This window comes from Bradyrhizobium sp. USDA 3262, from assembly GCF_054060035.1.
Genome location: NZ_JBSSCT010000001.1, coordinates 3,673,036 through 3,695,378, shown reverse-complemented (window position 1 = coordinate 3,695,378; position 22,343 = coordinate 3,673,036). Strand labels below are relative to the sequence as shown.

Here is a 22,343-nt window from a genome sequence, read left to right as displayed (position 1 = left end):
GGGAAATCTTTGCATCCGGGAGCCGCGTTGCGGCTCTGGCGGGGTCACGAGAGTGTCATGACGTTAGCGGCAAGTCCGGACAGGGAGCGCGTTGTCCGCCCGAAGCGGGCACGCCATCTCAGCGAAGCCATGCGTTGCGAGACCGCCTTTCGCCTGATCCTGTCCGAATGCCTCGAAGAAGTCGCGACCAATCACGAGGCCTTGAGTTCCGGCGATCCCGCCGCGCTCCATCAGACCCGCATTGCACTGACACGGCTGAAAGCCGCGATCGCGTTCTACGGCCCGATGGTGGCGGATAGCGAGTGGACGCGACTGAAATCCGAACTGAAATGGCTGAGCGCACATCTCGGCGCAACGCGCGACCTCGACGTCGCGATCGAGAACAGCAAGGGCTTGCCCGAAGAACGCATGCTCCAGACGGCGCGAACCGATGCGTTCGAAGCCCTCAGGGAGGCGTTGCAAAGCGACCGCTACTGGCAGTGGTTCGACGGCATGTGGGACTGGGTCGGCAGCGGCCCCTGGACCACGCGGCAGGATCCCCGTGCCGCGCAACGGCGCGCCGTGCCGGTGTCGGTCTTTCACGCACGGCGGCTGGCGCGGTGGCATGGCAAGCTGTGCCAGAAGAGCCGCGGGCTGCAAGGCATGGGCAAGAACAAGCGGCACCGCGTCCGTCTCGCCAGCAAGCGGCTGCGCTACGCCATCGAGTTCTCGGAGGGCGGCTTGCCCGCTGACGAATACGCGTCATGGCGGATCATCCTGAAGCATCTGCGCAAGGGGCAACAACTGCTCGGCGAATTGAACGACGACGAGGTGCGTCGCGGATTGCTCGAGCGTGTCGATGCACCCGCGCAGCGCGCCCACGAGCGCAAGGCCAAGCACCAGCGCGTCCACGAGCGGAAGCGCAAGAGCCGGCTGCTGCGCCACGCCGCGGCGGTCTATCGAAAAATCTCCGGCTGAGCGCGCGTCAGCGCAACGTCGACGGCGCGCGGATGCGGCTCGCGTCGATGACCACGCGCATGAATGATGTATAAAACATCATTTATTGCTCTTGTGCCATCATTACTTGATGTGCATAAATGACATTCAAACAGACGCGACTCCTCAATCGACGGCCATCACTCGATGATCACCGCGGCGCAGCTGCGAGCTGCCAGAGCCTTGCTTGGCATCGACCAACGGCAGCTCGCCGAGCTGTCCGGACTTTCGGTGCCAACCATCCAGCGGATGGAGGCGAGCGAAGGCACCATTCGCGGCAACGTCGACTCGCTCGTGAAACTGATCGACGCGCTCGGCACGGCCGGCGTCGAGGTCATCAATGAGGGCGCCGTCAGCAGCGGCGGCGGCCGCGGGGTGCGATTGAAGGCCGGATCAGGCTCACCGAAGGCGCAGACATGATCCCGGCGGTCACTCAGCAGATCTGGTGTGTAGCCGCCCTGCTGGGAACGACCGCTCTCGCGATTGCAACGCGCCGATCGCGCCAATCGACGGCCATCGTCTACGGCACGACCTTTGCGATTTCGCTGGTCGCATTGGCCGGAGCCCTGTTCGCGCTGATCGCCCGCACCGGCGCGACGGAACTGATACTGCCGGTCGGCTTGCCATGGCTGGGATCGCATTTCCGCCTCGATGCGCTCGCCGCATTCTTTCTCGTCGTGGTCAATCTCGGCGGTGCGGCCGCAAGTCTTTATGGCATCGGTTACGGCAGCCACGAATCCGCGCCGCAGCGCATCCTTCCCTTTTTCCCCGGCGTTCCTGGCCGGGATGAATCTCGTCGTGCTCGCCGACGATGCGTTCACCTACCTGCTGTGCTGGGAATTCATGTCGCTCGCCTCATGGGCGCTCGTCATGGCGCATCACCGTGACGCCGACAATGCCCGCGCAGGCTACGTCTATCTCGTGATGGCAAGCTTCGGGACGCTGGCTCTGTTGCTTGCCTTCGGCCTGCTGGCGGGAGCCGGCGGCAGCTACAGCTTTGCGGCCATCCGCGCCGCCCGGCATGCCCCGTCCGAGGCCGCATTGGTGCTCGCGCTGATGCTGCTCGGCGCCGGGTCGAAAGCCGGCCTGATCCCGTTGCACGTGTGGCTGTCGCTGGCCCATCCCGCCGCGCCGAGCCATGTCTCGGCGCTGATGAGCGGCGTGATGACGAAGGTCGCGATCTACGGATTCATCCGGGTCGTGTTCGATCTGCTCGGGCCGCCAGGCTGGTCGGCGGGTGTCGTGGTTCTCATCCTTGGCGGCGCGACCGCAGTCATGGGGATCCTCTATGCGCTGATGGAGAAGGATCTCAAGCGCCTGCTCGCCTACAGCACGATCGAGAACATCGGCGTCATCTTCGCGAGCCTCGGCCTTGCGCTGGCATTTCAGGCGAACGGCCTTGGCGTCGCGGCGGCCCTCGCCTTCACGGCCGCATTGTTCCACGTGCTGAACCATTCGTTCTTCAAGAGCCTGCTGTTCTTCGGGGCCGGCGCGGTGCTGACGTCGACCGGCGAACGCGACATGGAGAAGCTGGGCGGCCTGATCCACCGCATGCCACTCACGAGCTTCGTCTTTCTGGTCGGCTGCGTCGCGATCTCGGCGCTGCCGCCGTTCAACGGGTTCGTGTCGGAATGGCTGATGTTTCAGGCCGTTCTGCAGAGCCCCGACCTGCCGCAATGGCTGCTGAAGATCATGGTGCCCGCGGTCGGCGCCTTGCTGGCGCTGGCGGCGGCGCTCGCCGCCGCATGCTTCGTCAAGGCCTTCGGAATCACATTTCTCGGCCGCGCGCGGAGCCCGGCCGCGGAAGCCGCCGGCGAAGTCGATCGCTGTTCGCTCGCCGCGATGTTCAGCCTCGCCGTGCTCTGCTTCCTCGCCGGCATTCTGCCGGGCCTCGTGATCGACGCGCTCTCGCCCGTTGCGCAGGCTGTGATCGGCCACCGGATGCCGGTTCAGATGAACGATCCCTGGCTGTCGATCGTTCCGATCGAGGAGAGCCGCAGTTCCTACAACGGATTGCTCGTCTTTGCGTTCATCACCGCCGCAGCGTCGCTCGCGGTGTATTTCATCCATCGCTTTGCGTCGCGCGCGATCCGGCGCGGACCGGCATGGGGTTGCGGCTTCGCCGACCCGACACCGGCGGCGCAGTATTCCGGCGTGAGCTTTGTGCAGCCGATCCGCCGCGTGTTCGGCACGCTGGTTTTCCAGGCCCGCGAGCATGTCGATATGCCCGCGCCGGGCGAACTGCGGCCGGCCCGCCTCAGGGTGGATATGCACGACCTGGTCTGGGAGCGGCTCTACACACCCGTGACTGAACTCGTGTGGTTTTTCGCCGATCGGCTGAACCAGCTCCAGTTCCTGACCATCCGCCGCTACCTCAGCCTGGTGTTCGCAACCCTCATCACATTGCTGCTGGCGCTCGCGATATGGTCGTGATCTCGGACATCCTCGTTCAGCTCGGCCAGATGGCGCTTGTGCTGCTGCTCGCGCCGCTGCTGACCGGCGTCGTGCGCAAGATCAAGGCCCGGCTGTTGCGGCGGAACGGACCGTCGATCTTCCAGCCCTACCGCGACCTTCTGCGGCTGCTGCGCAAGGAGGTCGTGCTCGCCGAAAACGCGTCCTGGCTGTTTCGCGTCACGCCCTATGTGACGTTTGCGGCCATCTGGGTCGCGGCGGCGCTGGTCCCGACATTTGCGACCGGCCTGCAATTCAACTGGAGCGCCGACCTGATCGCGATCGTCGCCCTGCTCGGCAGCGCGCGCTTCTTCCTCGCGCTTGCCGGCATGGACGTCGGCACCAGCTTCGGCGGCATCGGCTCCAGCCGCGAGGTGATGATCGCCGCACTCGCCGAGCCGGCCATGCTGCTGATGGTGTTCTGCGTCGCGCTGATTGCCGGCTCGACGCAGCTGTCGACGGTCGCGACCTTCATGGCGTCGTCGGAAGTCGGACTGCGCGTCTCGCTCGGCATGGCGATGATCGCCCTCATCATGGTGGCGCTCGCCGAAAACGCGCGCATCCCGGTCGACAACCCGGCGACGCATCTGGAGCTGACCATGGTGCACGAGGCGATGATCCTCGAATATTCCGGGCGTCACCTCGCCATGATCGAGTTCGGCGCCTTCCTCAAGCTGCTGCTCTACATCTCCCTGATCATCTGCGTGTTCTTCCCGTGGCAGATCACCACGGAAGGCGCGGGCCCGCTGTCCTATCTGGTGAGCGTTGCCGCCTACATCCTCAAGCTTGCGGTCGCGAGCTTCCTGCTTGCCGTGTTCGAGACCGCGACGGCGAAGATGCGGGTGTTCCGCGTCCCCGAATTCCTCGGCGCAGCGCTGATGCTCGGCCTGCTCGGCACGCTGCTTCGGTTCGTGTCACGGGGCTTCTGATGCACAACCTCGCCTTCGACATTGCCCATCTGCTCGCCGGCGGGCTCGTGCTGATCAGTTTCATGATGCTGTACCAGGACCGCCTGTATGCGCTGCTGAACATTTTCGCGCTTCATGCCGTGGTGCTCGCAGCTTCCGTCGCCTGGCAGGCCTTCATCCAGAATGCGCCGCATCTCTACGTGACCGCAGCCATCGCACTGGTCTTCAAGGCGATCGTCATCCCGGTGGCGTTGCATCGCATCATCAAGCAGCTCGGCATTCATCGCGATATCGAGACCGCGGTGAGCATCGGTCCGACCATGCTTGCGGGCATGGGGCTCGTCGCCCTGTCCATGGTGCTGATGCTGCGCGTCACGGGCGCGGCCGATCCGCTGGCGCGGGAAGACCTCGCCTTCGCGCTGTCGGTGGTGCTGCTGGGATTGCTCGTCATGGTGACACGGCGCAACGCCGTCAGCCAGGTCGTCGGCTTCATGTCGCTGGAAAACGGCCTGGTGCTGGCCGCGACCGGCGCCAAGGGCATGCCGCTCGTCGTGGAGATCAGCGTCGCGTTCTCGATCCTGATCGCGTTCATCGTGATCGGCGTGTTCCTGTTCCGCATTCGCGAGCGGTTCGACACCGTCGACGTCGGCGCGCTCGATGAATTCAGGGGGGAGCGCCGATGACTGCCGCGTCGGATGCCGTCACCTGGGTTCTGTTGATACCGATCACCGCCGCGGCGGTGCTGGCCGCGCTGCCCGGCTACCGCTTGACCGCGGGTCTCAATATCGTGGCCAGTCTCGGCACCTTGCTGGCCGCGCTTTCGCTGCTCGTGGTCGAGCGCCCGCAACCCGGCCAGTACCTGCTGATCGACGATCTCAACATCGTCTTCATCGTGCTCAACACCTTCGTGGGATTCACCACGAGCGTGTTCAGCGCAAGCTATATCGCCCACGAACTCGAGACCGGGCGGCTGACGCCGGGTTATCTGCGATTCTACCATGCCATGTATCAGGTGATGATGTTCGGCATGAACCTCGCATTCGTGTCGAACAATATCGGCCTGATCTGGGTCGCGGTCGAGGTTGCCACGCTCACCACCGTCCTGATGGTCGGCATCTACCGGACCCATGCGGCGCTGGAAGCGGCCTGGAAGTATTTCATCCTCGGCAGCGTCGGCATCGCGCTGGCGCTGTTCGGCACGATCCTGGTGTACATGGCGGCGCTGCCGGTGGTCGGCGAGGGTCAGGACGCCATGGTGTGGACGGTGTTGATCAGCCGTGCGGCGACGTTCGACCCGGCATTGCTCAACGTCGCCTTCATCTTCCTGCTGCTCGGATACGGCACCAAGGTCGGCCTGGCGCCGCTGCACGCCTGGCTTCCGGATGCGCATGCCGAGGGCCCGACCCCGATTTCCGCCGTGCTTTCCGGCCTGCTGCTCAACGTCGCGCTCTACGCGGTGCTCCGCTTCAAGATCCTGCTCGCCGCCAATCCGGATGCGATATCGCCCGGGCCGCTGATGGTGACGATGGGGCTGACCTCGCTGCTGTTCGCGGCCTTCATGCTTTACCGCCGCCGCGACATCAAGCGGCTGTTCGCCTACTCGTCGATCGAGCATATGGGCATCATCGTGTTTGCGTTCGGCATGGGTGGCCCGCTCGCCAACTTTGCCGGCCTGCTGCACATGGTGATGCACAGCCTCACCAAGTCGGGGATATTCTACGCGGTCGGCCACATTGCACAGGTGAAGGGCACGCAGCGGATCGCCAACATTCGCGGCCTGACCGAGTCGCATCCGGCACTCGGCTGGAGTCTCGTGATCGGCGTGGTCGCGATCGCCGGCCTGCCGCCGCTCGGTATCTTCATGAGCGAATTTCTCATCGTCAGCTCCACCTTCGCGCGCCAGCCGCTGCTCGCCATCCCGCTGGTGTTCGGCCTGCTGCTCGCCTTCGCCGCGCTGATCCTGCGCCTGACCAGCCTTGCGTTCGGCGAGCCGCGCGGCAATGCCGCGCCGGCGGATGCGTCCTATTTGCCGATGTTCGCGCATTTCGCGCTGGTGCTGACTGCGGGCATCTACCTTCCGGGACCGCTGGTCGTCTGGTTCCAGCACGTCGCCAACCTGCTGGGTTAGCGCGAGGGAGAACGGGATATGCCGAGGTTGATCGATCTGATCCGGGCCGGCCACAGGATCGAGCGGCATCATCCATGGCCGCGCGCCGTGGTGGACGGCGAAACCTGGCGCACCGCCGCTCACGCATTTGCGGATGGCGGCCTGAGCCTGCTCGGACTGTGGGGTGAGCCGTCGCGCGTGCACATGGCCATCCTCGACGACCGCACGTCCGATATCGGCGTGATCAGCCTGGATTGTCCCGATCGCCAATTTCCTTCGGTCGCGGCCCATCATCCGCCGGCGCTTCGATTGGAGCGCACCCTCCACGACCTGTTCGGATTGCAGCCCATGGGCACACCGGATCCCCGCCCCTGGCTCGATCATGGCCGTTGGCAAACGCGCTTCCCGCTGGGTGAACGTCACGATGCATCAGCGGACGCAGCGCCTTATCAATTCCTCCCGGCCGAGGGGGACAGCCTGCATCAGATCGCGGTCGGTCCGGTGCATGCCGGCATCATCGAGCCCGGGCATTTCCGCTTTACCGCGAGCGGAGAGACGGTGGTCCGCCTCGAGCAGCGGCTCGGCTACACCCACAAGGGCGTCGAAGGGCTGATGGCCGGAAGCACCGTCGAGCAGGCCGCGCGGCTCGCCGGCCGGGTCTCCGGCGACAGCACGGTCGCCTATGGGCTGGCGTTCGCGCAGGCGGTCGAGGCCGCGCAACGGATTGCCGTGCCGCCGCGCGCGCTGTTGCTGCGCGCGCTGATGGCCGAGCTCGAGCGACTGGCCAATCATCTCGGCGATATCGGCGCGATCTGCAACGATGCGTCATTTGCGCTGATGCAGGCGCATTGCGCCGTGCTGCGCGAATCCGTGCTGCGCGCCGCCGACGCTGCATTCGGCCACCGCCTGATGCGCGACCTCGTCGTTCCCGGCGGCGTCGCGCGAGATATCGCCAGCGATGGAGCCGACGCAATCCGGGCCGTACTCGACCAGATCCGCCGGCATTTCCCTGCGCTGGTCGAGCTCTATGACAACACCGCCTCGTTGCAGGACCGCACCGTCAGCACCGGCATCGTGACCCCGGCACTCGCACAGCAATTCGCTGCCGGTGGTTATGTCGGGCGTGCGAGCGGCCGCGACCATGACGCCCGACGCAGGCCCGGCTATCTCCCCTATGATGGCCTGCGTTTCGAAGTCCCCGTTCTCAGCGACGGCGACGTCAACGCCCGGGTCTGGATCCGGATTCGCGAGGTTGAGCAGAGTCTGGCGCTGGCGTACCAGATCCTCATTGGCCTCGAGGCCGGTCCGGTGAAAGTGCCACTGCACGGTGCGGCCGAGCCTTGCGAAGGCATGGCCCTCGTCGAGGGTTTCCGCGGCGACATCCTGGCCTGGCTGCGCCTGAACGGCGATCGGATCGAGCGATGCCATCTGCGCGATCCGTCGTGGTTTCAGTGGCCGCTGCTCGAGGCGGCCATCGAAGGCAACATTGTGGCGGACTTCCCGCTCTGCAATAAGTCGTTCAACTGCTCCTATTCCGGGCAGGATCTCTGAGGGCTTGAGGCGATGCGCAAACTTCTGTTCCAGAGCCTGTTTCGCCAGCCATTGACCGAGCAAGCGCCGCGCCCGGATGACGCTGCGCTCGCGGAGCTGGCGGCCATGGTCGGCCGCACCGCGCGACGACGCCTTGGCCGCAGCCTCTCGATCCGCGAGGTCGATGCAGGCTCCTGCAACGGATGCGAGCTGGAAATTCACGCATTAAGCAATGCGTATTACGACGTCGAACGGTTTGGAATCCGGTTCGTTGCCTCTCCCCGTCACGCCGACGTGCTGCTGGTCACGGGTCCGGTCACCAAGAACATGCGCGAGGCGCTGGAGCGCACATACCGTGCGACGCCAGATCCCAAATGGGTTGTCGCTGCGGGCGATTGCGCAAGGGATGGCGGATGCTTCGCCGGCAGCTACGCCGTGGTTGGAGGGGTCTCCGCGGTTGTTCCGGTCGATCTCCATATTCCGGGTTGCCCGCCTTCGCCGACGGCCATCCTGCGGGGCCTCGTGACCTTGCTCGAGGCGGTCGACTCCGGGGTCGCGGCAAGGTGAAGGCACGGAAAGAAGCGAGCATCTCCGCCCGCACCGTGGGCGAGGCACGCTAGTGTCCCGAATCCGAAGTTCGCATCATTTGCCGCACCTTCGGACCGAACTTCGGATTCGATAAGGACACTAGCAAACTTATGATTCTAGTGTGCTTTATGAATGCGAAGTTCGTGAAAGTGGCTGCCGCGAAATCGCACGAACTTCGCATTCAGCACACTAGCCGCTGTCGCGCAGCACCAGTTCGAAGCCGAGATCGACGCGGCGCTCGCCGCCGCGCTCCAGCGTCAGCGTCGCCGCGGTGCGGCCAATCGCGTCGCCATGCACGCTGATCGTGCTCAGGGTCGGCGAGATCAACTGGCCCATTTCGAGATCGCCAAGCCCGATCACGGCGACCGGTTGCGCCGATGCAGGCCCGTCGCGCAGCAGCCCGGCCTTGCGCAGCCCGGACATGAAGCCGATCGCATGCGCATCGTTGGCGGCGAACACCGCGTCGACATCGGGCAGGCGTGCATGCGCCGCCACGCTGCCGGAATCCTTGCGGTCCAGGATCAACCGGCGCGGCTCGGCGAGGCCGCTGGCCAGTGCTTCGTCCCTGAAGCCGAACCAGCGGCGCGTCCCGCGCGGATCGTCGCCGCCGATGAAGGCGAGCTGCTTGCGGCCCTGCGCGACCAGATGCTTCGCGACGGCGACACCGGCCTTGTAATTGTCGAAGCCCGCGACCGCGTCGATCGGGTTTGCCGGCAGATCCCAGGTCTCGACGATCGGAATGCGCGCATTGCGCAGCAGGCGGCTGCCCTCCTCGGTCGCCGGCGAGCCGACCATGATGATCGCCTCGGGCCGCCGCGACAGCAGCGCCGCCAGCATGCGGTCCTCGCGCGCCGCATCATAGCGCGACTGCGCCAGGATCACGGAGAAGCCGAGCGGCTCGAGCTTGTCGGACAGGCCCTGCACCGTGTCGGCGAAGATCGCGTTGGCGATGGTCGGCACCAGCACGCCGACTGAATTGGTCCGCGCGCTCGCCAGCGCGCCCGCCACCAGGTTCGGGACATAGCCGAGGTCGCGCATCGCCCGCTCGACCCGCGCCCGGGTCTCCGGGGCGACCAGGTCGGGCATCCGCACCACCCGGCTCACCGTGATCGAGGAAACGCCGGCGCGCTTGGCCACCTCTGAAAGGGTGGGCGCGGCACCGGCCGGGCCGGTCCCGGGGGCGGTCAGTTCGGAGCTCATGGGGCGGAGCCTGCCCGATTCCGGGTTGCCAAGCTATGATGTTAGCGCTAGCATCGATCAATGTTAGCGCTAACATGGAACAAAAAGGGAGAAATGGCATGATTTCGGACGAGCAGGCCCAGGCTTACAAGCGCGACGGGGTGATCGTGGTTCCCGAGGTGCTCAACCAGGAGACCTTAGCCAAGGTGCGCACGGTGCTCGCCGAACTGGTGGCCGGCGCCGCCAGTGTGAGCGAGCACACCGACGTCTACGATCTCGAGCCGGGGCATACGCCGGAGACCCCGCGCGTCCGCCGCATCAAGGCGCCGCAGAAGGTGCACCCGATCTTCGACGAGATCGTCCGCAGCCCGGCCGTGATCTCGATCCTCACCAAGCTGATCGGCCCCGGCCTTCGCCTGCACGGCTCCAAGCTCAACATGAAGTCGGCGCAATACGGCTCGCCGGTCGAGTGGCATCAGGACTGGGCATTCTATCCGCACACCAATGACGATATCCTCGCGATCGGCGTGCTGCTCGACGATTGCGATATCGAGAACGGTCCGATGCTGGTGACGCCCGGGTCGCACACCGGCGCCACGATGTGGGACCATCACGGCGAAGACGGCCACTTCGCAGGCCTGATCGATCCGGACCAGATCGCGGACGACATCAAGCGCGCGGTGCCCTGCATGGGCAAGGCCGGCAGCATGTCGTTCCATCACGTGCGCGCGTTGCACGGCTCGGCGACCAACACGTCGAACCGGCCGCGCAACCTGCTGCTCTATGAAGTCGCCGCCAGCGACGCCTGGCCGCTGATGGGCGTGAAGGACTTCGACGAGTTCAACAGCCGCCTGCTGGCGGGTCCGCCGGTGGTCGCACCGCGGCTCACCGATGTGCCGGTGCGCATGCCACTGCCGCCGGCCAAACGGCAGGGATCGATCTACGAGACACAGTCGGCGTCGAAGAAATCCTACTTCACGCGCGCCGCCTGAGACCTGAGACAATGCCCGCGGCCAGGCCGCGGGCATTGCTGCTTTCACGAGCACGATCCCCCGCGACAAACGTGGAGATCATGCCCGATCAAACGACCATAAAAATCAAAATACGGGGAAACGAATGACCGAGATGGCAAGAGATGGCGCTCGCACATCGCGCCTGCGTGTGATTCTGGCCGCAAGCATCGGCTCCGCGCTCGAATGGTACGACTTCTTCCTCTACGGCACCGCAGCGGCGCTGGTGTTCGGCGAATTGTTCTTTCCGAAGAGCGATCCGGTGGTCGGCACGCTGTTGTCGTTCCTGACCTTCGGCGTCGGCTTCGTGGTGCGGCCGTTCGGCGGCCTGTTGTTCGGCATCCTCGGCGATCGCTATGGCCGCAAGCCGGTGCTGGTCGCCACCCTCCTGATGATCGGCATCGGCACCACCGCAATCGGCTTCCTGCCGACTTATGGGCAGATCGGGATCTGGGCGCCGATCCTCCTGGTCGCGATGCGTGTCATCCAGGGCCTTGGCGCCGGCGCCGAATATGGCGGCGCGGTGATCTATCTGGTCGAGAACGCGCCGCCGAAGCATCGCGGCTTCTGGGGCGGCTTCGCGCCGCTCGGCGTCTCCGTCGGCAACCTGCTTGCGGCCGGCGCCTTCGCGCTGGTGACCATGCTGCCGCGCGAGGATTTGATGAGCTGGGGCTGGCGCCTGCCCTTCCTGGCGAGCTTCCTCCTGATCGTGGTCGGCATCTTCGTCCGCATGCGCATCACCGAGACGCCGGTCTACACCGAGGCGGTGGTCGCACGCGGCAAGGTCGAGAGCAATCCGGCGATGGAGGCGTTGCGCCGGCACCCGCGCAACTTCTTCGTCGTGCTCGGCGCCCGCATGGCCGAGAACGGGCTCGGCTATTTCTTCCCGGTGTTTGGTCTCAGCTACGTGATCACCACGCTCGGCGTGCCCAAGGCGGAGGCGCTCAGCGCGCTGATGCTGGCGTTCACGGTCGAGCTGTTTGCAATCCTCGGCTTTGCGGCATTGTCCGACCGGATCGGGCGGCGGCCGGTCTACATGTTCGGCGCCCTCGCCGGCGTGGCGCTCGCCTTCCCGTTCTTCTGGATGGTCGGCACCAAGGAATGGATCATGATCGCGCTCGCCTTCATCCTGGCGCGCGCCGTGGTGACGGCGGCGATGTTCGGGCCGCAGGCGGCGTATTTCGCCGAGCTGTTCCCGCCGCAGCGCCGCTTCGCCGGCTTCGCCTTCGCCCGCGAGCTCGGCTCGCTGCTGTCGGGCGGCCCGGCGCCGTTCGTCGCCACCGCATTGGTGGCAGCCTATGGCACCTGGTGGCCGGTCGCCTGCTACGCGATGTTCCTCTCGGCCTGCACCGTCGTCGCGATCTGGATCGGGCCCGAGACCTACCAGGAGAACATCGACGCCGACGCGAGCGAACAGGCCGAGCTGCCCGCGGCGATCCCGGCGCGGGCCTGATCGGTGGCGCAGCAACTGCGTGTCCTGCAGTCGCTCTGGGCGATGGAGCGGCGGCTTGCGGATGAGGGCGAATGGCCGCTGCACACCCAGCTCGCAATGATCCGCGATGCCGGATTTGACGGCGCCGGCGTTCGCTTCATCGATCCTGCCTTCGCGCGCGAGGTGACGAGCTTCCTTCGCGCGCATGGCATGATCTGGCAGGCGCAATGCTACCCGAAGAGCGTCGACGACCTGAAGCCGGTGCTCGAGCTGGTCGCCAAGCTCGGCGCCGATCATGTCAATTTGCAGCCGGACGTTCGGCCGCGCCGGCTCGCAGATTGCATTCCCCTGCTCGAAGGCTGGCGGCGGCTTGCCGCGGAGGCCGGCGTTGCCGTGCATGTCGAGACCCATCGCGACCGCATGACGACCGACCTGTTCTTCATGCTCGATTTGCTCGACTGCTTTCCCGATCTGCGGCTCACCGCCGATCTCTCGCATTATCTGGTCGGCCGCGAATTCGCCTGGCCGGTCGACGACGTCAACCACGCGATGATCCATCGCATCCTCGACAATGCCTGGGGCATCCACGGCCGCATCGCGAGCCGCGAGCAGGTGCAGGTCTCGCTCGGCTTTCCGCAGCACCAGGGCTGGGTGTCCCTATTCATGGGCTGGTGGGACTACGCTATCCGTTCCTGGCGGAAGCGCGCCGGGCCCGACGCGACCCTGACCTTCCTGTGCGAGCTCGGTCCCCCGCCCTATGCCATCACCGGGCCCGACGGCAGGGAATTGTCCGACCGCTGGCAGGACGCGTTGGTCATGAAGGACATGATCCGCGCGCTGTGGGATCGTATCGCGAACGAGCCGCAAGGCCCGCTCCCGCATTGATTCAAACACGCCGCGGCGGCATCCTGAACGCCACAATCCGGAACGCCGCGAGGACCCGTGCGCGACCGCTGGGCTTATCCGCTCCGATGTCTCGCCGCCGTCTCGGCGATGGCAGCCTTCGCGCATACGAAGGCGGCCGCGGCAGAGCTGCTCCTGAATGTCGCGACCCTGCCGCGCGTTGCGACCATCGACCCACGCTTTCAATCCTACAACATCGAGATGGTCGAGGTGACCGGCGGACGGTTCTGGAAGCCCTATGCAACCGCCGCCACGCGTCGGCGTGCAGAAACGGAGCGGTTCGCGGCTCGCGCTCCGATCGACCTGCGCGATGGCCGACTGCGCAAACTGGCCGCCGCGCTCTCCCCCGCCTATCTACGCGTCAGCGGGACATGGGCCAACAGCACGTTCTTTGCAGATTCCGAAACGTCACCGACCGCGCCGCCGGCCGGCTTCAACGGCGTGCTGACGCGACGGCAATGGCGGGACGTGATCGAGTTCTCGCACGCCGTCGACGCTCCGATCGTCACGTCCCTTGCGATCAGCGCGGGCGCGCGCGACGCTGCAGGGCAATGGAGCCCCGAACAGGCCCGACAACTTCTCGCGTTCACGCGATCCGCAGGCGGGCGTATCGCCGCAGCCGAGTTCATGAATGAGCCCGATCTGCCGACCATCGGCGGCGCCCCTGAGGGCTATGATTCAGCGGCCTACGGCAGGGATTTTGGAGCGTTCCGCGCCTTCATGAAGGACACCGCGCCCGACGTGACGATCCTCGGCCCCGGCACGATCGGCGCCGGCGCTGAGGCTCAAGCGCTCTTCGCCGCATCAGCAGCCGGCATCGACACGGTCTCCTACCATCATTATGGCGCGCTGTCGGCCCGATGCGCCGGCGATCGCAAGGCAAGGCATGCATTGTCGGACGAATGGTTGGCGCGAACTGGCAAGACGTTTGCCTTCACCCAAGTGCTGCGCGACCAGCTTGCACCGGGCAAGCCGATCTGGCTGACCGAAACCGCAGAGACCGCGTGCGGCGGCAATCGCTGGGCTAAAACCTTCACCGACACGTTCCGTTACCTCGATCAACTCGGACGGCTGGCCAAGGCTGGCGTTCAGGTGGTGATGCATAACACGCTGGCCGCGAGCGACTACGGGCTGCTCGACGAACGAACCCATCTGCCGCGGCCGAATTATTGGGCGGCGCTGCTATGGCGACGGTTGATGGGGACCATTGTGCTCGATGCCGGTGTCGCCGAGCAATCCGGCTTCCATGTTTATGCGCATTGCGCGCGCGACATGCCTGATGGAATAGCTCTGCTCGTCATCAACAATGATCGGCGAAAACAGCGCAAGCTCATGCTGCCAGCCGCCTCGCAACGCTACACGCTCACGAGCGCTAAGCCTGCCGACGGCAATGTTCAGCTCAATGGCGCGACGCTTTTGCTTGGAGCCGCTGACAGGATCCCAGCCCTGGACGGCGACGCAGCCGCTGCCGGAACGATCGTCTTCGCACCTGCAACGATCACGTTCCTGACCGTCGCCGACGCCGGCAACGCCCATTGCCGTTAGCGGCCTGACGTCGCCTTACGCCGCGTCGCGGCTGGCGTCGGAGGATTCCGGCGGGCGCGCCACCAGATGGCCGAGCATGATGGCGGTCATCAGCCGCTCCATCTCGAGCCGTGCAGTGACATGCGACATGGTCGGCCGGCCACCGAGCGCGAGCTGGCTGACATCGTCGATCGCGGTCAGTCCGCGCGGATAGAATTCGCGGAAGATCACGCGTTCGGCCAGGCCATCGACCAGGCGGAAATTCAGCGTCTTGGCCAATTCGCTCAGGGCTTCGCCGACCAGGCGCTTGTTGCGTGACCCGAGCGTGGAGAGACGGTTGCGCAGCACCACCCACTCGAATGCCGGCTGATCGTGTGCGCTGCGCTCGCGCCGCGCCTCCTCCACCATCTTCGAATAGTGGCTGATGCCGGTCACCTTGAAGTCGTTCGGATCGACGGTACCGAGCACGTCGAAATCGAGGAAGCTGTCATTGAGCGGCGTGATCAGCGTGTTCGCCAGCGAATGCGTGAACGTCGTCAGATAGGTGTCGTGGCCGGGACAGTCGATCACGACGAAATCGTGCGACCGGCCCAGCCGCTCGACGATCTCGGCGAGCGCGCTGCGCCCGAGCGTCTCGACCTCGCTGCTCCTGCCGCTCACCGTCTCGAAGCACATATGCGCGGGAATGCCGAGATCCAGCGAGGTTTCCCGCGCCCAGTCCCGCCGGTTCTCGACGTAGTGCGTCAGCGACTTCTGCTTGTTGTCGAGATCGATGGTGGCGACACGCTGACCCGCCTTGATCAGCGCGATGGCGACGTGCATGGCAATTGTCGACTTGCCGGAGCCGCCCTTGTTATTTCCGACAACTACTACTCGTGCGCTTGTCATGGGAATCCATACCGGACGCTTGAGTGAAAGCAGGACGAAACAGAATTTAATGAATGGCTCGAATCTCCCTGATTCGACGAATCTCGACAAGAGTCGTCGCACGATCGGCGTGATCGAAATTGATGCGGCTGCGACAACATTGTCACAACCGCAATCCGGGCACGTATCGTGAACGCAGCGAGCGCCGCTGCGGCGAGCGCCTCTGCTACTAGCGCGCCCCGGGACTAGCGTCCCTGAAACACAGCCGCGCGGCGCTCCACGAAGGACTTGATGCCCTCGGCCGCATCTGATGTGTTGAGCACGCGTTCGCGGATCTGCGGGATGATCGCGATCGCCGCCTGCTCGCCGGCTTCGATGAACTTGCGGCCCGCTTCCTTGGTCACCTGGATTCCAAGCGGCGCATTGCGCGCGATGATCTCCGCGAGCGCCATTGCACGCTCGACCTGCTGGCCCGCTGGCACGACTTCCTGCACGAGACCGATCCGATGCGCCTCGGCGGCGGTGAACTCGTCGCACAGCAACAGGTGATACATCGCATCGCCCCACCCGGCGCGGCTGATATAGCGGAAATGCGCGCCCGCCAGCGGCGCGATGCCGCGCTTGGCTTCCATCTGGCAGAAACGGCTGTCGTCCGCAGCGATCACGATATCGCCTGCCAGCATCATCTCGATGCCAACGGTGAAAACGATACCCTGCACCGCCGTGACGATCGGCTTCCGGCAGCGCTTCGATAGTCCGAACGGATCGACGTTGCCCTCCGGCAGCGGCTTGCGCGTCGCCGTCGGACCGAAGAACTTCGGCATGTCGAGACCCGCGGTGAAACTGCCGCCGGCGGCGCAGAGCACGCCGACCCAGAGGCCGTCGTCATTGTCGAGCAGCGTCAGCGCGTCGGACAGCTCAGCCATCATCTCCGGACTGAAGGCATTCTTCTTCGCGGGATTGTCGATGATGATCTTGAGGATGTGGTCGTGCCGCTCGTGGCGGACCCGCCCTTCGCTCGCGCTGCCGGACATCTGTTCCTCCCTGCTTTGTGACCGGATAATTTCTGGATGATAGTTGTCATCCAGACGCATGATGGTCATAATCCAGAAAGAGAGTCAAACAGGGACTAGGCGAGATGGGCCATTCCCAGGCCGACAAGGCCAGGAGCCGTGAGCGTATTCTGAACGAGGCTGCAACGCAGATCCGCGGCAAGGGCCTCGACGCGCTCAGCATCGGCGGCCTGATGCAGCAGGTGAAGCTGACCCATGGCGGCTTCTATGGGCACTTCGCCTCGCGTTCCGACCTGATCGCCGCGGCGCTGGAACAGGCGCTGAATGCAGGAGAAGCATCGGCTCACGCGGCGCGCGGTCCCGACAAGCCGGTCAACATCAACACACTGGTGCGTAGCTATCTCAGCCGCGCCCATCGCGACGCGCCCAAGTCGGGCTGCGCGATCGGCGCGCTGATCTCGGATGTCGGCCGCGCCGATGCGCAATGCCGCGCGGTGATGGAGCCGCACATCGAATCCTTCATCGCCAAGGTCGCCGAGACGTTCGGCGACGATGACGACAGCAGCGCAATCGTCGCCGTGAGTGCGATGGTCGGGGCGCTGGCGATCTCGCGTGTCCTCACCGACCAGAAGCGGTCCGACGCCGTTCTGCGCACGGTGCGTGATGCCATCGTCGCGATGGCGTCCGACGAATGATTTCGCCCGCGCCACGGGCACCTTGATGGAGTGAGCCATGAACGACCGATCCGCCCTCGAGCCGACCCCTGTACAAGGAAGCGTGCTGATTGCCGGCGTCGGCGCGTCGAACGGCCTCGGCGCCGCGATTGCGCGTCGCTTTGCCGCCGGCGGCTATCCCGTCGCGATCGCCGGCCGCAACGCCGACAAGCTCGCCGCGACGGCGGCCGAGCTGGCGGCAAGCGGCGCGACGGTCGCGCACGTGGTCGGCGACGCCTCCAGGGCGGCCGATGTTGCGCGCTTCGTCGAGGCGGCCGAGAGGCTCGCACCGCTCGCGATGGCCGTGCACAATGCAGGCTCCAACCGGCCGGCACCGTTTCTGAAGGTCAGTGAGCAGCGCTTCGAGGAACACTGGCGTGAACATGCGCTCGGCGGTTTCCAGCTCGCACAGGCCACGATCCCCGCTCTGCTTGCGCGCGGCGGCGGCACGCTGGTGTTCACCGGCGCCAGCGGTTCGCTGCGCGGCAAGGCCAACTACTCACCGTTCGCCGCCGCCAAGGCCGCGCTGCGCGCGCTGGCGCAGAGCGTGGCGCGGGAATTCGGGCCGCAGGGCATCCATGTCGGCCATGTCGTGGTCGATGGCGGAATCGAGGGCGACCGCCTGCTGGGCATGCGTCCGCAATTGAAGGATGAGCGCGGACCGGATGGCATGCTCAACATCGCGGCCATCGCGGACGCCTATTGGGTGCTGCACCACCAGCACCGCAGCGCCTGGACGCTGGAGCTCGACCTGCGGCCGTGGGCGGAGCAGTTCTGAACGCGCTGCGCCGCCCTTCTCGCCCACGGATATAGGTTGCGATCGGCTGGATTCTTGTCAGCTTATGCGACAAGGTCCGTCGAGATCGCACCCTGTCCCGGGAGAAGGCCATGTCGCAGCCCACGCCGATCCTGCATCATTTCGATCAGTCGCCGTTCTCCGAGAAGATCCGCATCATCTTCGGATTCAAGAAGCTCGCCTGGAACTCGGTGCGGATCTCCCGGATCATGCCGCGGCCGGACCTGATGCCGATGACCGGCGGCTATCGCCGCACGCCGACGATGCAGATCGGCGCGGACATCTATTGTGACACCCAGATCATCATCCGCGAGTTGGAGCGGCGCTACCCGACGCCGACGCTGTTTCCGGCGGGCAATGCCGGCATGCCCTGGGCGCTCGGCATGTGGACCGACCGGCCGTTCTTTCAGAACACGGTCAACCTCGTGTTCGGCTTCGTCGGCGACAAGGTCCCGCGGGATTTCATCGAGGATCGCGAGAAGTTGCGCGGCGGCAAGTTCGACGTCGCCGCCATGACCGCGGCGCTGCCGCAGATGCGCGACCAGTTCCGCACCAATGTCGACTGGATCGAAGCGCAACTCGGCGACGGCCGGCCGTGGCTGTTCGGCGAGTTCAGCCTCGCGGACGTCAGCGCCTACATGAACGTGTGGTACGCGCGGCAGAGCCTCGCCACGATGGACGAGATCATGAAGTCCGTGCCGCGTGTTGCGGCGTGGGAGGAGCGCATCCGCGCCATCGGCCACGGCACGCGCACCGAGATGTCGTCGGCCGACGCGCTCGAGATCGCCGCGAGGGCGCAACCGCAGTCGCCTGTATTCGGCGACCCCATGGATCCAAACGGTCGCAAGCCCGGCGACGTCGTTGCCGTGATGCCGGATGACTACGGCAAGATCCCGGTGCACGGCGAGATCGTCTCGCTGTCGGCGCAACACATCGCGATCCGCCGGTCGGATGAACGCGCCGGCGAGGTGGTGGTGCATTTCCCGCGCGCCGGCTTCCTGGTGGTCCCGGGCTGATTGCCACAGGCTGCTCCCAAGCGGGCCTGGAAACGCTGCGTTTCGCGGCGTGACCTTGCCGGCCCCCTGAATCGGCAATAGCTCCAGCATATCTCCAACCCAAGGCTCCACAGCGCAGGCTTGCGGATAGATCCGCAGCAACCCGACCTTTCGGCCTGCGTGCGATGGGTGGCCCGTGGCGGATGCTCCGCCACGCCGACAACCGGACTGACTATGACGACCTCCGTCGAATTTGGGCTTGATACGTTTGGCGACGTCACCAACGACGACGCCGGAGCGCCGCTGCCCCATGCCCAGGTGATCCGCAACGTCGTTGACGAAGCGGTGCTGGCCGATCAGCTCGGGATCGATTTCATCGGGCTCGGCGAGCACCACCGCGCCGATTTTGCGATCTCCTCGCCCGAGACCGTGCTGGCGGCAATCGCCGCGCGCACCGAAAACATCCGCCTCGGCTCGGCGGTGACCGTGCTGAGCTCGGACGACCCGATCCGCGTCTTCCAGCGCTTCGCCACGGTCGACGCGGTCTCGAACGGCCGCGCCGAGGTGATCCTCGGCCGCGGCTCCTTCACCGAGTCGTTCCCGCTGTTCGGCTTCGACCTCAGGCAATACAACGAGCTGTTCGAGGAGAAGCTCGACCTGTTCACCGAACTGCTCAAGCAGGAGCCGGTGACCTGGCAGGGCAAGCTGCGGCCACCGCTCAAGAGCCAGTCGGTCTATCCGCCGGTCGAGCATGGCCGGCTGAAGACCTGGATCGGCGTCGGCGGCAGTCCCGAATCGGTGGTTCGCGCGGCGCATTACGACCTGCCGCTGATGCTTGCCATCATCGGCGGCGATCCCAAGCGCTTTGCACCCTATGTCGACCTGCACCAGCGCGCCTACCAGCAGTTCGGCCGCGAACCGAAGCCGATCGGCGTGCATTCGCCGGGCTATGTCGCCGAGACCGACGCGCAGGCACGCGAGGAGCTGTGGCCGGACTACAAGGTCATGCGCGATCGAATCGGCAAGGAGCGCGGCTGGCCGCCGATGGGCCGCGACGAGTTCGTGTCTGAGGCCGAGCACGGCTCGCTCTATGTCGGCGCGCCGGAAACCGTTGCCCGCAAGATCGCGGCGACCGTCAAGGCGCTCGGCGCGGCGCGCTTCCAGCTGAAATACTCGGCCGGCCCGCTGCCGCACGACAAGCTGATGAAGAGCATCGAGCTCTATGGCAGCAAGGTGGTGCCGATGGTGCGCGACATGCTCGCCGCGTGACGCGCCAGAACCGGCATCACAAAGCAAAACCCCCGGCGTTTTGGCGCCGGGGGCCCTGTTAGATCGCAATCAGATCAACCGGTATTACCAGTTGCGCTGAGCGCGGAGCAGCAACATGTAGGTGTTCTGGTCCTTCAGCTCGTACACAGCGCCCGGCTTGCCGATCCCTGCAGCGCCGGGGAAAGTGAGCGTACCGGCAAAGCTCTGGTCCAGACGGGTGTAGGTGAAGTCGGCCGAGAAGGTCAGGTTCTTAACCGGGGTCCACTGGGTCTGCGTACCGAGCTGCGCGATGCTGTAGTCGGGGTTGCAGGACGTTAGGTTGGAAGCGGCACTAAAGAAGTTGCTGAGCGAACCACCCACGCCAGTGCCGGTCGGGCCGCAGAGGTAGCCCTTGGCCGTACCGTTGTAGTTAACCTGGGCCCAGGCACCGTAGATGCTGGTGTTCCAGTTCGGGTTCCAGTTGTGCACGTAGGCACCGCGGAAGCCGTAGGTCGTGATCAGCTGCTGCTGACCGCCGGTCACGAAAATCGAGTCCGGCGCGAGGCCGAAGCCGATGCTCTGGTAGGCACCCGGAATGTTGGTGCCGCCGAAGATGGTGTTCGCACCCGCCGAGCCGGCGAGGTCCTGGATGTTGTAGCGCGTCGCACCGTTGGTGTAGACGCCCTGCAAGTTGATGGTGTCGCCAGGTCCGGTCGGGATGTTCTTGATCGACAGAGCCAACTGACCAGCCCAGCCCCACTTGTCGTCCGGATGACCGGTCAACTCGGTGCCGCCATAGTAGGCCACGTGGTTGTTATGCGCGGCGAACGATGCCTGGAACAGACCCCAGGCCTGGTCGACGCGCAGCATCGCGACGAGATCCGGAGCGATCGTGCCAGCGTAGTCGCTGAGGCCGAACGTGTTGGTGTTACCGACAACGCCGAAGGTTGTGGGAGCACCGAGGTTGGCCACACCAGCCTGATAGTAGGCCGACTGATCCTGAGCCGACAGAGACAGCGACACGCCGTTGCCGAACTGCGCGGTGTAGGTGAACTGGTTCACGCCAGTGATCGTGCCGCCGCCGCCGACGAGACCGTCGTAGCTGTTGCCCGGGTAGTTGGCCCACGGAGCCGAGAACTGCGAGACCGCCTTACCGATGGTGAAGCCGGCGAACTGGATGAAGGCGTAGTAAACGCCGACAGTACCAGCGGCAACGTTACCGGAGCCGGCATTGTTCGGAGCCGCAGCCGTGCCGATCGCCGAATAGACGGTCGAGCCGTTGCCCTGACCAACGTAGTTGTCCGACGTCCAGGAGAACGTCGCATCGAAGAACGTGCGGACCACGCCGTATTCGGTCGCGGTGCGCGTATCGATGTTCAGATCTTCACGAGAGCGCCAGGTGTAGCCGTTCGTGAAACGGTTGTTCGCACCGCCAGCACCCGAGGTGTTGCCGGTATGGTCCGAGTTGGTGTTCGCCAGAACGTCGACGCGCAGGTAGCCGCCCAGCTTGATGCAGGTATCGGTGCCCGGGATGTAGTAGAATCCGGGACCATACAGGGAGCAAACCTTCACGTACTCGACCGCTTTGGCCTTGACGGGAAGATCGGCCGCCTGAGCTCCGCCGACCGCGACGAGAGCCGCCGCCGAGCCGAGGATAAGGCTCTTAACCATCTTCATGTTAAACCTCCAAGTTGCTCTATCTCAGGGAAGGTTCCGGATCCGCCGGGTAGAACACCCTCAGGTTGGTTCCCTTGTCCCTTAAATCCCCGCTTAGTCGCTTCGCGCCTTCGGACACACCCGCATGAACGCGAGGGACTTAAGCGAACCACCTAGAACGGGACGACCTCGGGATGCCCCCCTCCGTCGTAGTTCCATATGAGACAGAAGGCCCCCGATCACGCAACAAAAGACCGCTCGATTTGGGGCGAGTTGCGGCTGTTTTCGGGCAAATGTTGCACAAATATCACGGGCATTTGACCTGCGACACTTCGACAAGCCATTGAAATAAAAGACGAATATTTCAGTTACCGTTATCGGGCACAAGATCGGGCAACACCGCGCGGAACGGTGTGCAAAACGGGTGTCCTACGGAGAAAGCGAAAAG

20 protein-coding genes and 1 pseudogene are annotated in these 22,343 nt (G+C 65.2%); 17 read left to right on the top strand and 4 right to left on the bottom strand.

The window, feature by feature from the left end; genetic code table 11:
* Positions 1–57 precede the first annotated feature (57 nt).
* The 8 genes and pseudogenes from ACVWYP_RS17010 (at position 58) to ACVWYP_RS16975 (ending at position 8,538) form a co-directional block, all read left to right on the top strand.
* A complete protein-coding gene (locus tag ACVWYP_RS17010) occupies positions 58–957 on the top strand; it encodes a CHAD domain-containing protein (protein ID WP_304499112.1) in 900 nt (299 codons plus the stop codon).
* Positions 958–1,122: 165 nt separating this feature from the next.
* On the top strand, positions 1,123–1,395 hold the full coding sequence (locus tag ACVWYP_RS17005) for a helix-turn-helix domain-containing protein (RefSeq protein ID WP_304499111.1): 273 nt from the start codon (positions 1,123–1,125) through the stop codon (positions 1,393–1,395).
* A pseudogene (gene hyfB, locus ACVWYP_RS17000) lies at positions 1,392–3,408 on the top strand (hydrogenase 4 subunit B). Before ACVWYP_RS17005 ends, hyfB begins: the two are co-directional and overlap by 4 nt.
* Positions 3,399–4,355, top strand: coding sequence for a respiratory chain complex I subunit 1 family protein (locus tag ACVWYP_RS16995; protein ID WP_304499109.1), 957 nt, complete (start codon positions 3,399–3,401; stop codon positions 4,353–4,355). The pseudogene hyfB and the gene ACVWYP_RS16995 overlap by 10 nt, the downstream one beginning before the upstream one ends.
* Positions 4,355–5,017 carry a hydrogenase-4 component E gene (locus tag ACVWYP_RS16990; protein WP_016843065.1) on the top strand — a complete coding sequence of 221 codons (663 nt, stop codon included), beginning with the start codon at positions 4,355–4,357 and terminating at the stop codon, positions 5,015–5,017. Before ACVWYP_RS16995 ends, ACVWYP_RS16990 begins: the two co-directional genes overlap by 1 nt.
* The gene (locus tag ACVWYP_RS16985; RefSeq protein WP_304499108.1) at positions 5,014–6,462 is read left to right on the top strand and encodes a hydrogenase 4 subunit F; all 1,449 of its coding nucleotides are present in this window, start codon (positions 5,014–5,016) and stop codon (positions 6,460–6,462) included. The genes ACVWYP_RS16990 and ACVWYP_RS16985 overlap by 4 nt, the downstream gene beginning before the upstream one ends.
* Before the next feature lie 18 nt (positions 6,463–6,480).
* Positions 6,481–7,992, top strand: a complete 1,512-nt coding sequence (locus tag ACVWYP_RS16980) for a hydrogenase large subunit (protein WP_304499107.1) — start codon at positions 6,481–6,483, stop codon at positions 7,990–7,992.
* Positions 7,993–8,004: 12 nt separating this feature from the next.
* The gene (locus tag ACVWYP_RS16975; RefSeq protein WP_304499106.1) at positions 8,005–8,538 is read left to right on the top strand and encodes an NADH-quinone oxidoreductase subunit B family protein; all 534 of its coding nucleotides are present in this window, start codon (positions 8,005–8,007) and stop codon (positions 8,536–8,538) included.
* 210 nt (positions 8,539–8,748) lie between these two features.
* On the opposite strand, the gene ACVWYP_RS16970 is transcribed toward ACVWYP_RS16975, so the two are convergent.
* On the bottom strand, positions 8,749–9,759 hold the full coding sequence (locus ACVWYP_RS16970; RefSeq protein ID WP_028339466.1) for a LacI family DNA-binding transcriptional regulator: 1,011 nt from the start codon (positions 9,757–9,759) through the stop codon (positions 8,749–8,751).
* A 98-nt stretch (positions 9,760–9,857) separates the two neighbouring features.
* Between ACVWYP_RS16970 and ACVWYP_RS16965 the strand changes: the two genes are divergently transcribed.
* The 4 genes from ACVWYP_RS16965 (at position 9,858) to ACVWYP_RS16950 (ending at position 14,628) form a co-directional block, all read left to right on the top strand.
* Positions 9,858–10,730, top strand: a complete 873-nt coding sequence (locus tag ACVWYP_RS16965; RefSeq protein ID WP_304499105.1) for a phytanoyl-CoA dioxygenase family protein — start codon at positions 9,858–9,860, stop codon at positions 10,728–10,730.
* 124 nt (positions 10,731–10,854) lie between these two features.
* A complete protein-coding gene (locus ACVWYP_RS16960) occupies positions 10,855–12,201 on the top strand; it encodes an MFS transporter (protein WP_304499104.1) in 1,347 nt (448 codons plus the stop codon).
* A gap of 3 nt (positions 12,202–12,204) precedes the next feature.
* Positions 12,205–13,065, top strand: a complete 861-nt coding sequence (locus tag ACVWYP_RS16955; protein WP_304499103.1) for a sugar phosphate isomerase/epimerase family protein — start codon at positions 12,205–12,207, stop codon at positions 13,063–13,065.
* A 57-nt stretch (positions 13,066–13,122) separates the two neighbouring features.
* Positions 13,123–14,628 (top strand): glycosyl hydrolase family 79 N-terminal domain-containing protein, encoded by a 1,506-nt coding sequence (locus ACVWYP_RS16950; protein ID WP_304499102.1) that lies wholly within the window; start codon positions 13,123–13,125, stop codon positions 14,626–14,628.
* A 15-nt stretch (positions 14,629–14,643) separates the two neighbouring features.
* Here the strand turns inward: ACVWYP_RS16950 and ACVWYP_RS16945 are convergent, their stop codons facing one another.
* The gene (locus tag ACVWYP_RS16945; protein WP_304499101.1) at positions 14,644–15,429 is read right to left on the bottom strand and encodes a division plane positioning ATPase MipZ; all 786 of its coding nucleotides are present in this window, start codon (positions 15,427–15,429) and stop codon (positions 14,644–14,646) included.
* Between ACVWYP_RS16945 and ACVWYP_RS16940 the strand changes: the two genes are divergently transcribed.
* Positions 15,428–15,667, top strand: a complete 240-nt coding sequence (locus tag ACVWYP_RS16940) for a hypothetical protein (RefSeq protein ID WP_304499100.1) — start codon at positions 15,428–15,430, stop codon at positions 15,665–15,667. The genes ACVWYP_RS16945 and ACVWYP_RS16940 overlap by 2 nt on opposite strands.
* Before the next feature lie 52 nt (positions 15,668–15,719).
* On the opposite strand, the gene ACVWYP_RS16935 is transcribed toward ACVWYP_RS16940, so the two are convergent.
* Positions 15,720–16,508, bottom strand: a complete 789-nt coding sequence (locus tag ACVWYP_RS16935) for a crotonase/enoyl-CoA hydratase family protein (RefSeq protein ID WP_076824401.1) — start codon at positions 16,506–16,508, stop codon at positions 15,720–15,722.
* Between the two features lie 104 nt (positions 16,509–16,612).
* On the opposite strand from ACVWYP_RS16935, the gene ACVWYP_RS16930 reads away from it, so the two are divergent.
* The 4 genes from ACVWYP_RS16930 to ACVWYP_RS16915 all read left to right on the top strand — a co-directional run bounded on the left by ACVWYP_RS16930 (position 16,613) and on the right by ACVWYP_RS16915 (position 20,260).
* On the top strand, positions 16,613–17,182 hold the full coding sequence (locus ACVWYP_RS16930) for a TetR/AcrR family transcriptional regulator (RefSeq protein WP_304499099.1): 570 nt from the start codon (positions 16,613–16,615) through the stop codon (positions 17,180–17,182).
* Positions 17,183–17,219: 37 nt separating this feature from the next.
* On the top strand, positions 17,220–17,978 hold the full coding sequence (locus ACVWYP_RS16925) for an SDR family NAD(P)-dependent oxidoreductase (RefSeq protein WP_304499098.1): 759 nt from the start codon (positions 17,220–17,222) through the stop codon (positions 17,976–17,978).
* A 110-nt stretch (positions 17,979–18,088) separates the two neighbouring features.
* Positions 18,089–19,012: a glutathione S-transferase family protein gene (locus tag ACVWYP_RS16920; RefSeq protein WP_304499097.1), complete on the top strand. Its 924-nt coding sequence runs from the start codon at positions 18,089–18,091 to the stop codon at positions 19,010–19,012.
* A gap of 213 nt (positions 19,013–19,225) precedes the next feature.
* The gene (locus ACVWYP_RS16915; RefSeq protein ID WP_304499096.1) at positions 19,226–20,260 is read left to right on the top strand and encodes an LLM class flavin-dependent oxidoreductase; all 1,035 of its coding nucleotides are present in this window, start codon (positions 19,226–19,228) and stop codon (positions 20,258–20,260) included.
* Between the two features lie 84 nt (positions 20,261–20,344).
* Here the strand turns inward: ACVWYP_RS16915 and ACVWYP_RS16910 are convergent, their stop codons facing one another.
* Positions 20,345–21,916: a porin gene (locus tag ACVWYP_RS16910; RefSeq protein WP_304499095.1), complete on the bottom strand. Its 1,572-nt coding sequence runs from the start codon at positions 21,914–21,916 to the stop codon at positions 20,345–20,347.
* Positions 21,917–22,343 lie beyond the last annotated feature (427 nt).

Coding starts and splice junctions, on each gene's coding strand:
- ACVWYP_RS16925 (WP_304499098.1), top strand. CDS start 17,220: ATGAACGACCGATCCGCCCTCGAGCCGACCCCTGTACAAGGAAGCGTG.
- ACVWYP_RS16960 (WP_304499104.1), top strand. CDS start 10,855: ATGACCGAGATGGCAAGAGATGGCGCTCGCACATCGCGCCTGCGTGTG.
- ACVWYP_RS16930 (WP_304499099.1), top strand. CDS start 16,613: ATGGGCCATTCCCAGGCCGACAAGGCCAGGAGCCGTGAGCGTATTCTG.
- ACVWYP_RS16915 (WP_304499096.1), top strand. CDS start 19,226: ATGACGACCTCCGTCGAATTTGGGCTTGATACGTTTGGCGACGTCACC.
- ACVWYP_RS16935 (WP_076824401.1), bottom strand. CDS start 16,508: ATGTCCGGCAGCGCGAGCGAAGGGCGGGTCCGCCACGAGCGGCACGAC.
- ACVWYP_RS17005 (WP_304499111.1), top strand. CDS start 1,123: ATGATCACCGCGGCGCAGCTGCGAGCTGCCAGAGCCTTGCTTGGCATC.
- ACVWYP_RS16990 (WP_016843065.1), top strand. CDS start 4,355: ATGCACAACCTCGCCTTCGACATTGCCCATCTGCTCGCCGGCGGGCTC.
- ACVWYP_RS16920 (WP_304499097.1), top strand. CDS start 18,089: ATGTCGCAGCCCACGCCGATCCTGCATCATTTCGATCAGTCGCCGTTC.
- ACVWYP_RS16995 (WP_304499109.1), top strand. CDS start 3,399: ATGGTCGTGATCTCGGACATCCTCGTTCAGCTCGGCCAGATGGCGCTT.
- ACVWYP_RS17010 (WP_304499112.1), top strand. CDS start 58: ATGACGTTAGCGGCAAGTCCGGACAGGGAGCGCGTTGTCCGCCCGAAG.
- ACVWYP_RS16910 (WP_304499095.1), bottom strand. CDS start 21,916: ATGAAGATGGTTAAGAGCCTTATCCTCGGCTCGGCGGCGGCTCTCGTC.
- ACVWYP_RS16945 (WP_304499101.1), bottom strand. CDS start 15,429: ATGCACGTCGCCATCGCGCTGATCAAGGCGGGTCAGCGTGTCGCCACC.
- ACVWYP_RS16940 (WP_304499100.1), top strand. CDS start 15,428: ATGGCAATTGTCGACTTGCCGGAGCCGCCCTTGTTATTTCCGACAACT.
- ACVWYP_RS16970 (WP_028339466.1), bottom strand. CDS start 9,759: ATGAGCTCCGAACTGACCGCCCCCGGGACCGGCCCGGCCGGTGCCGCG.
- ACVWYP_RS16975 (WP_304499106.1), top strand. CDS start 8,005: ATGCGCAAACTTCTGTTCCAGAGCCTGTTTCGCCAGCCATTGACCGAG.
- ACVWYP_RS16965 (WP_304499105.1), top strand. CDS start 9,858: ATGATTTCGGACGAGCAGGCCCAGGCTTACAAGCGCGACGGGGTGATC.
- ACVWYP_RS16980 (WP_304499107.1), top strand. CDS start 6,481: ATGCCGAGGTTGATCGATCTGATCCGGGCCGGCCACAGGATCGAGCGG.
- ACVWYP_RS16985 (WP_304499108.1), top strand. CDS start 5,014: ATGACTGCCGCGTCGGATGCCGTCACCTGGGTTCTGTTGATACCGATC.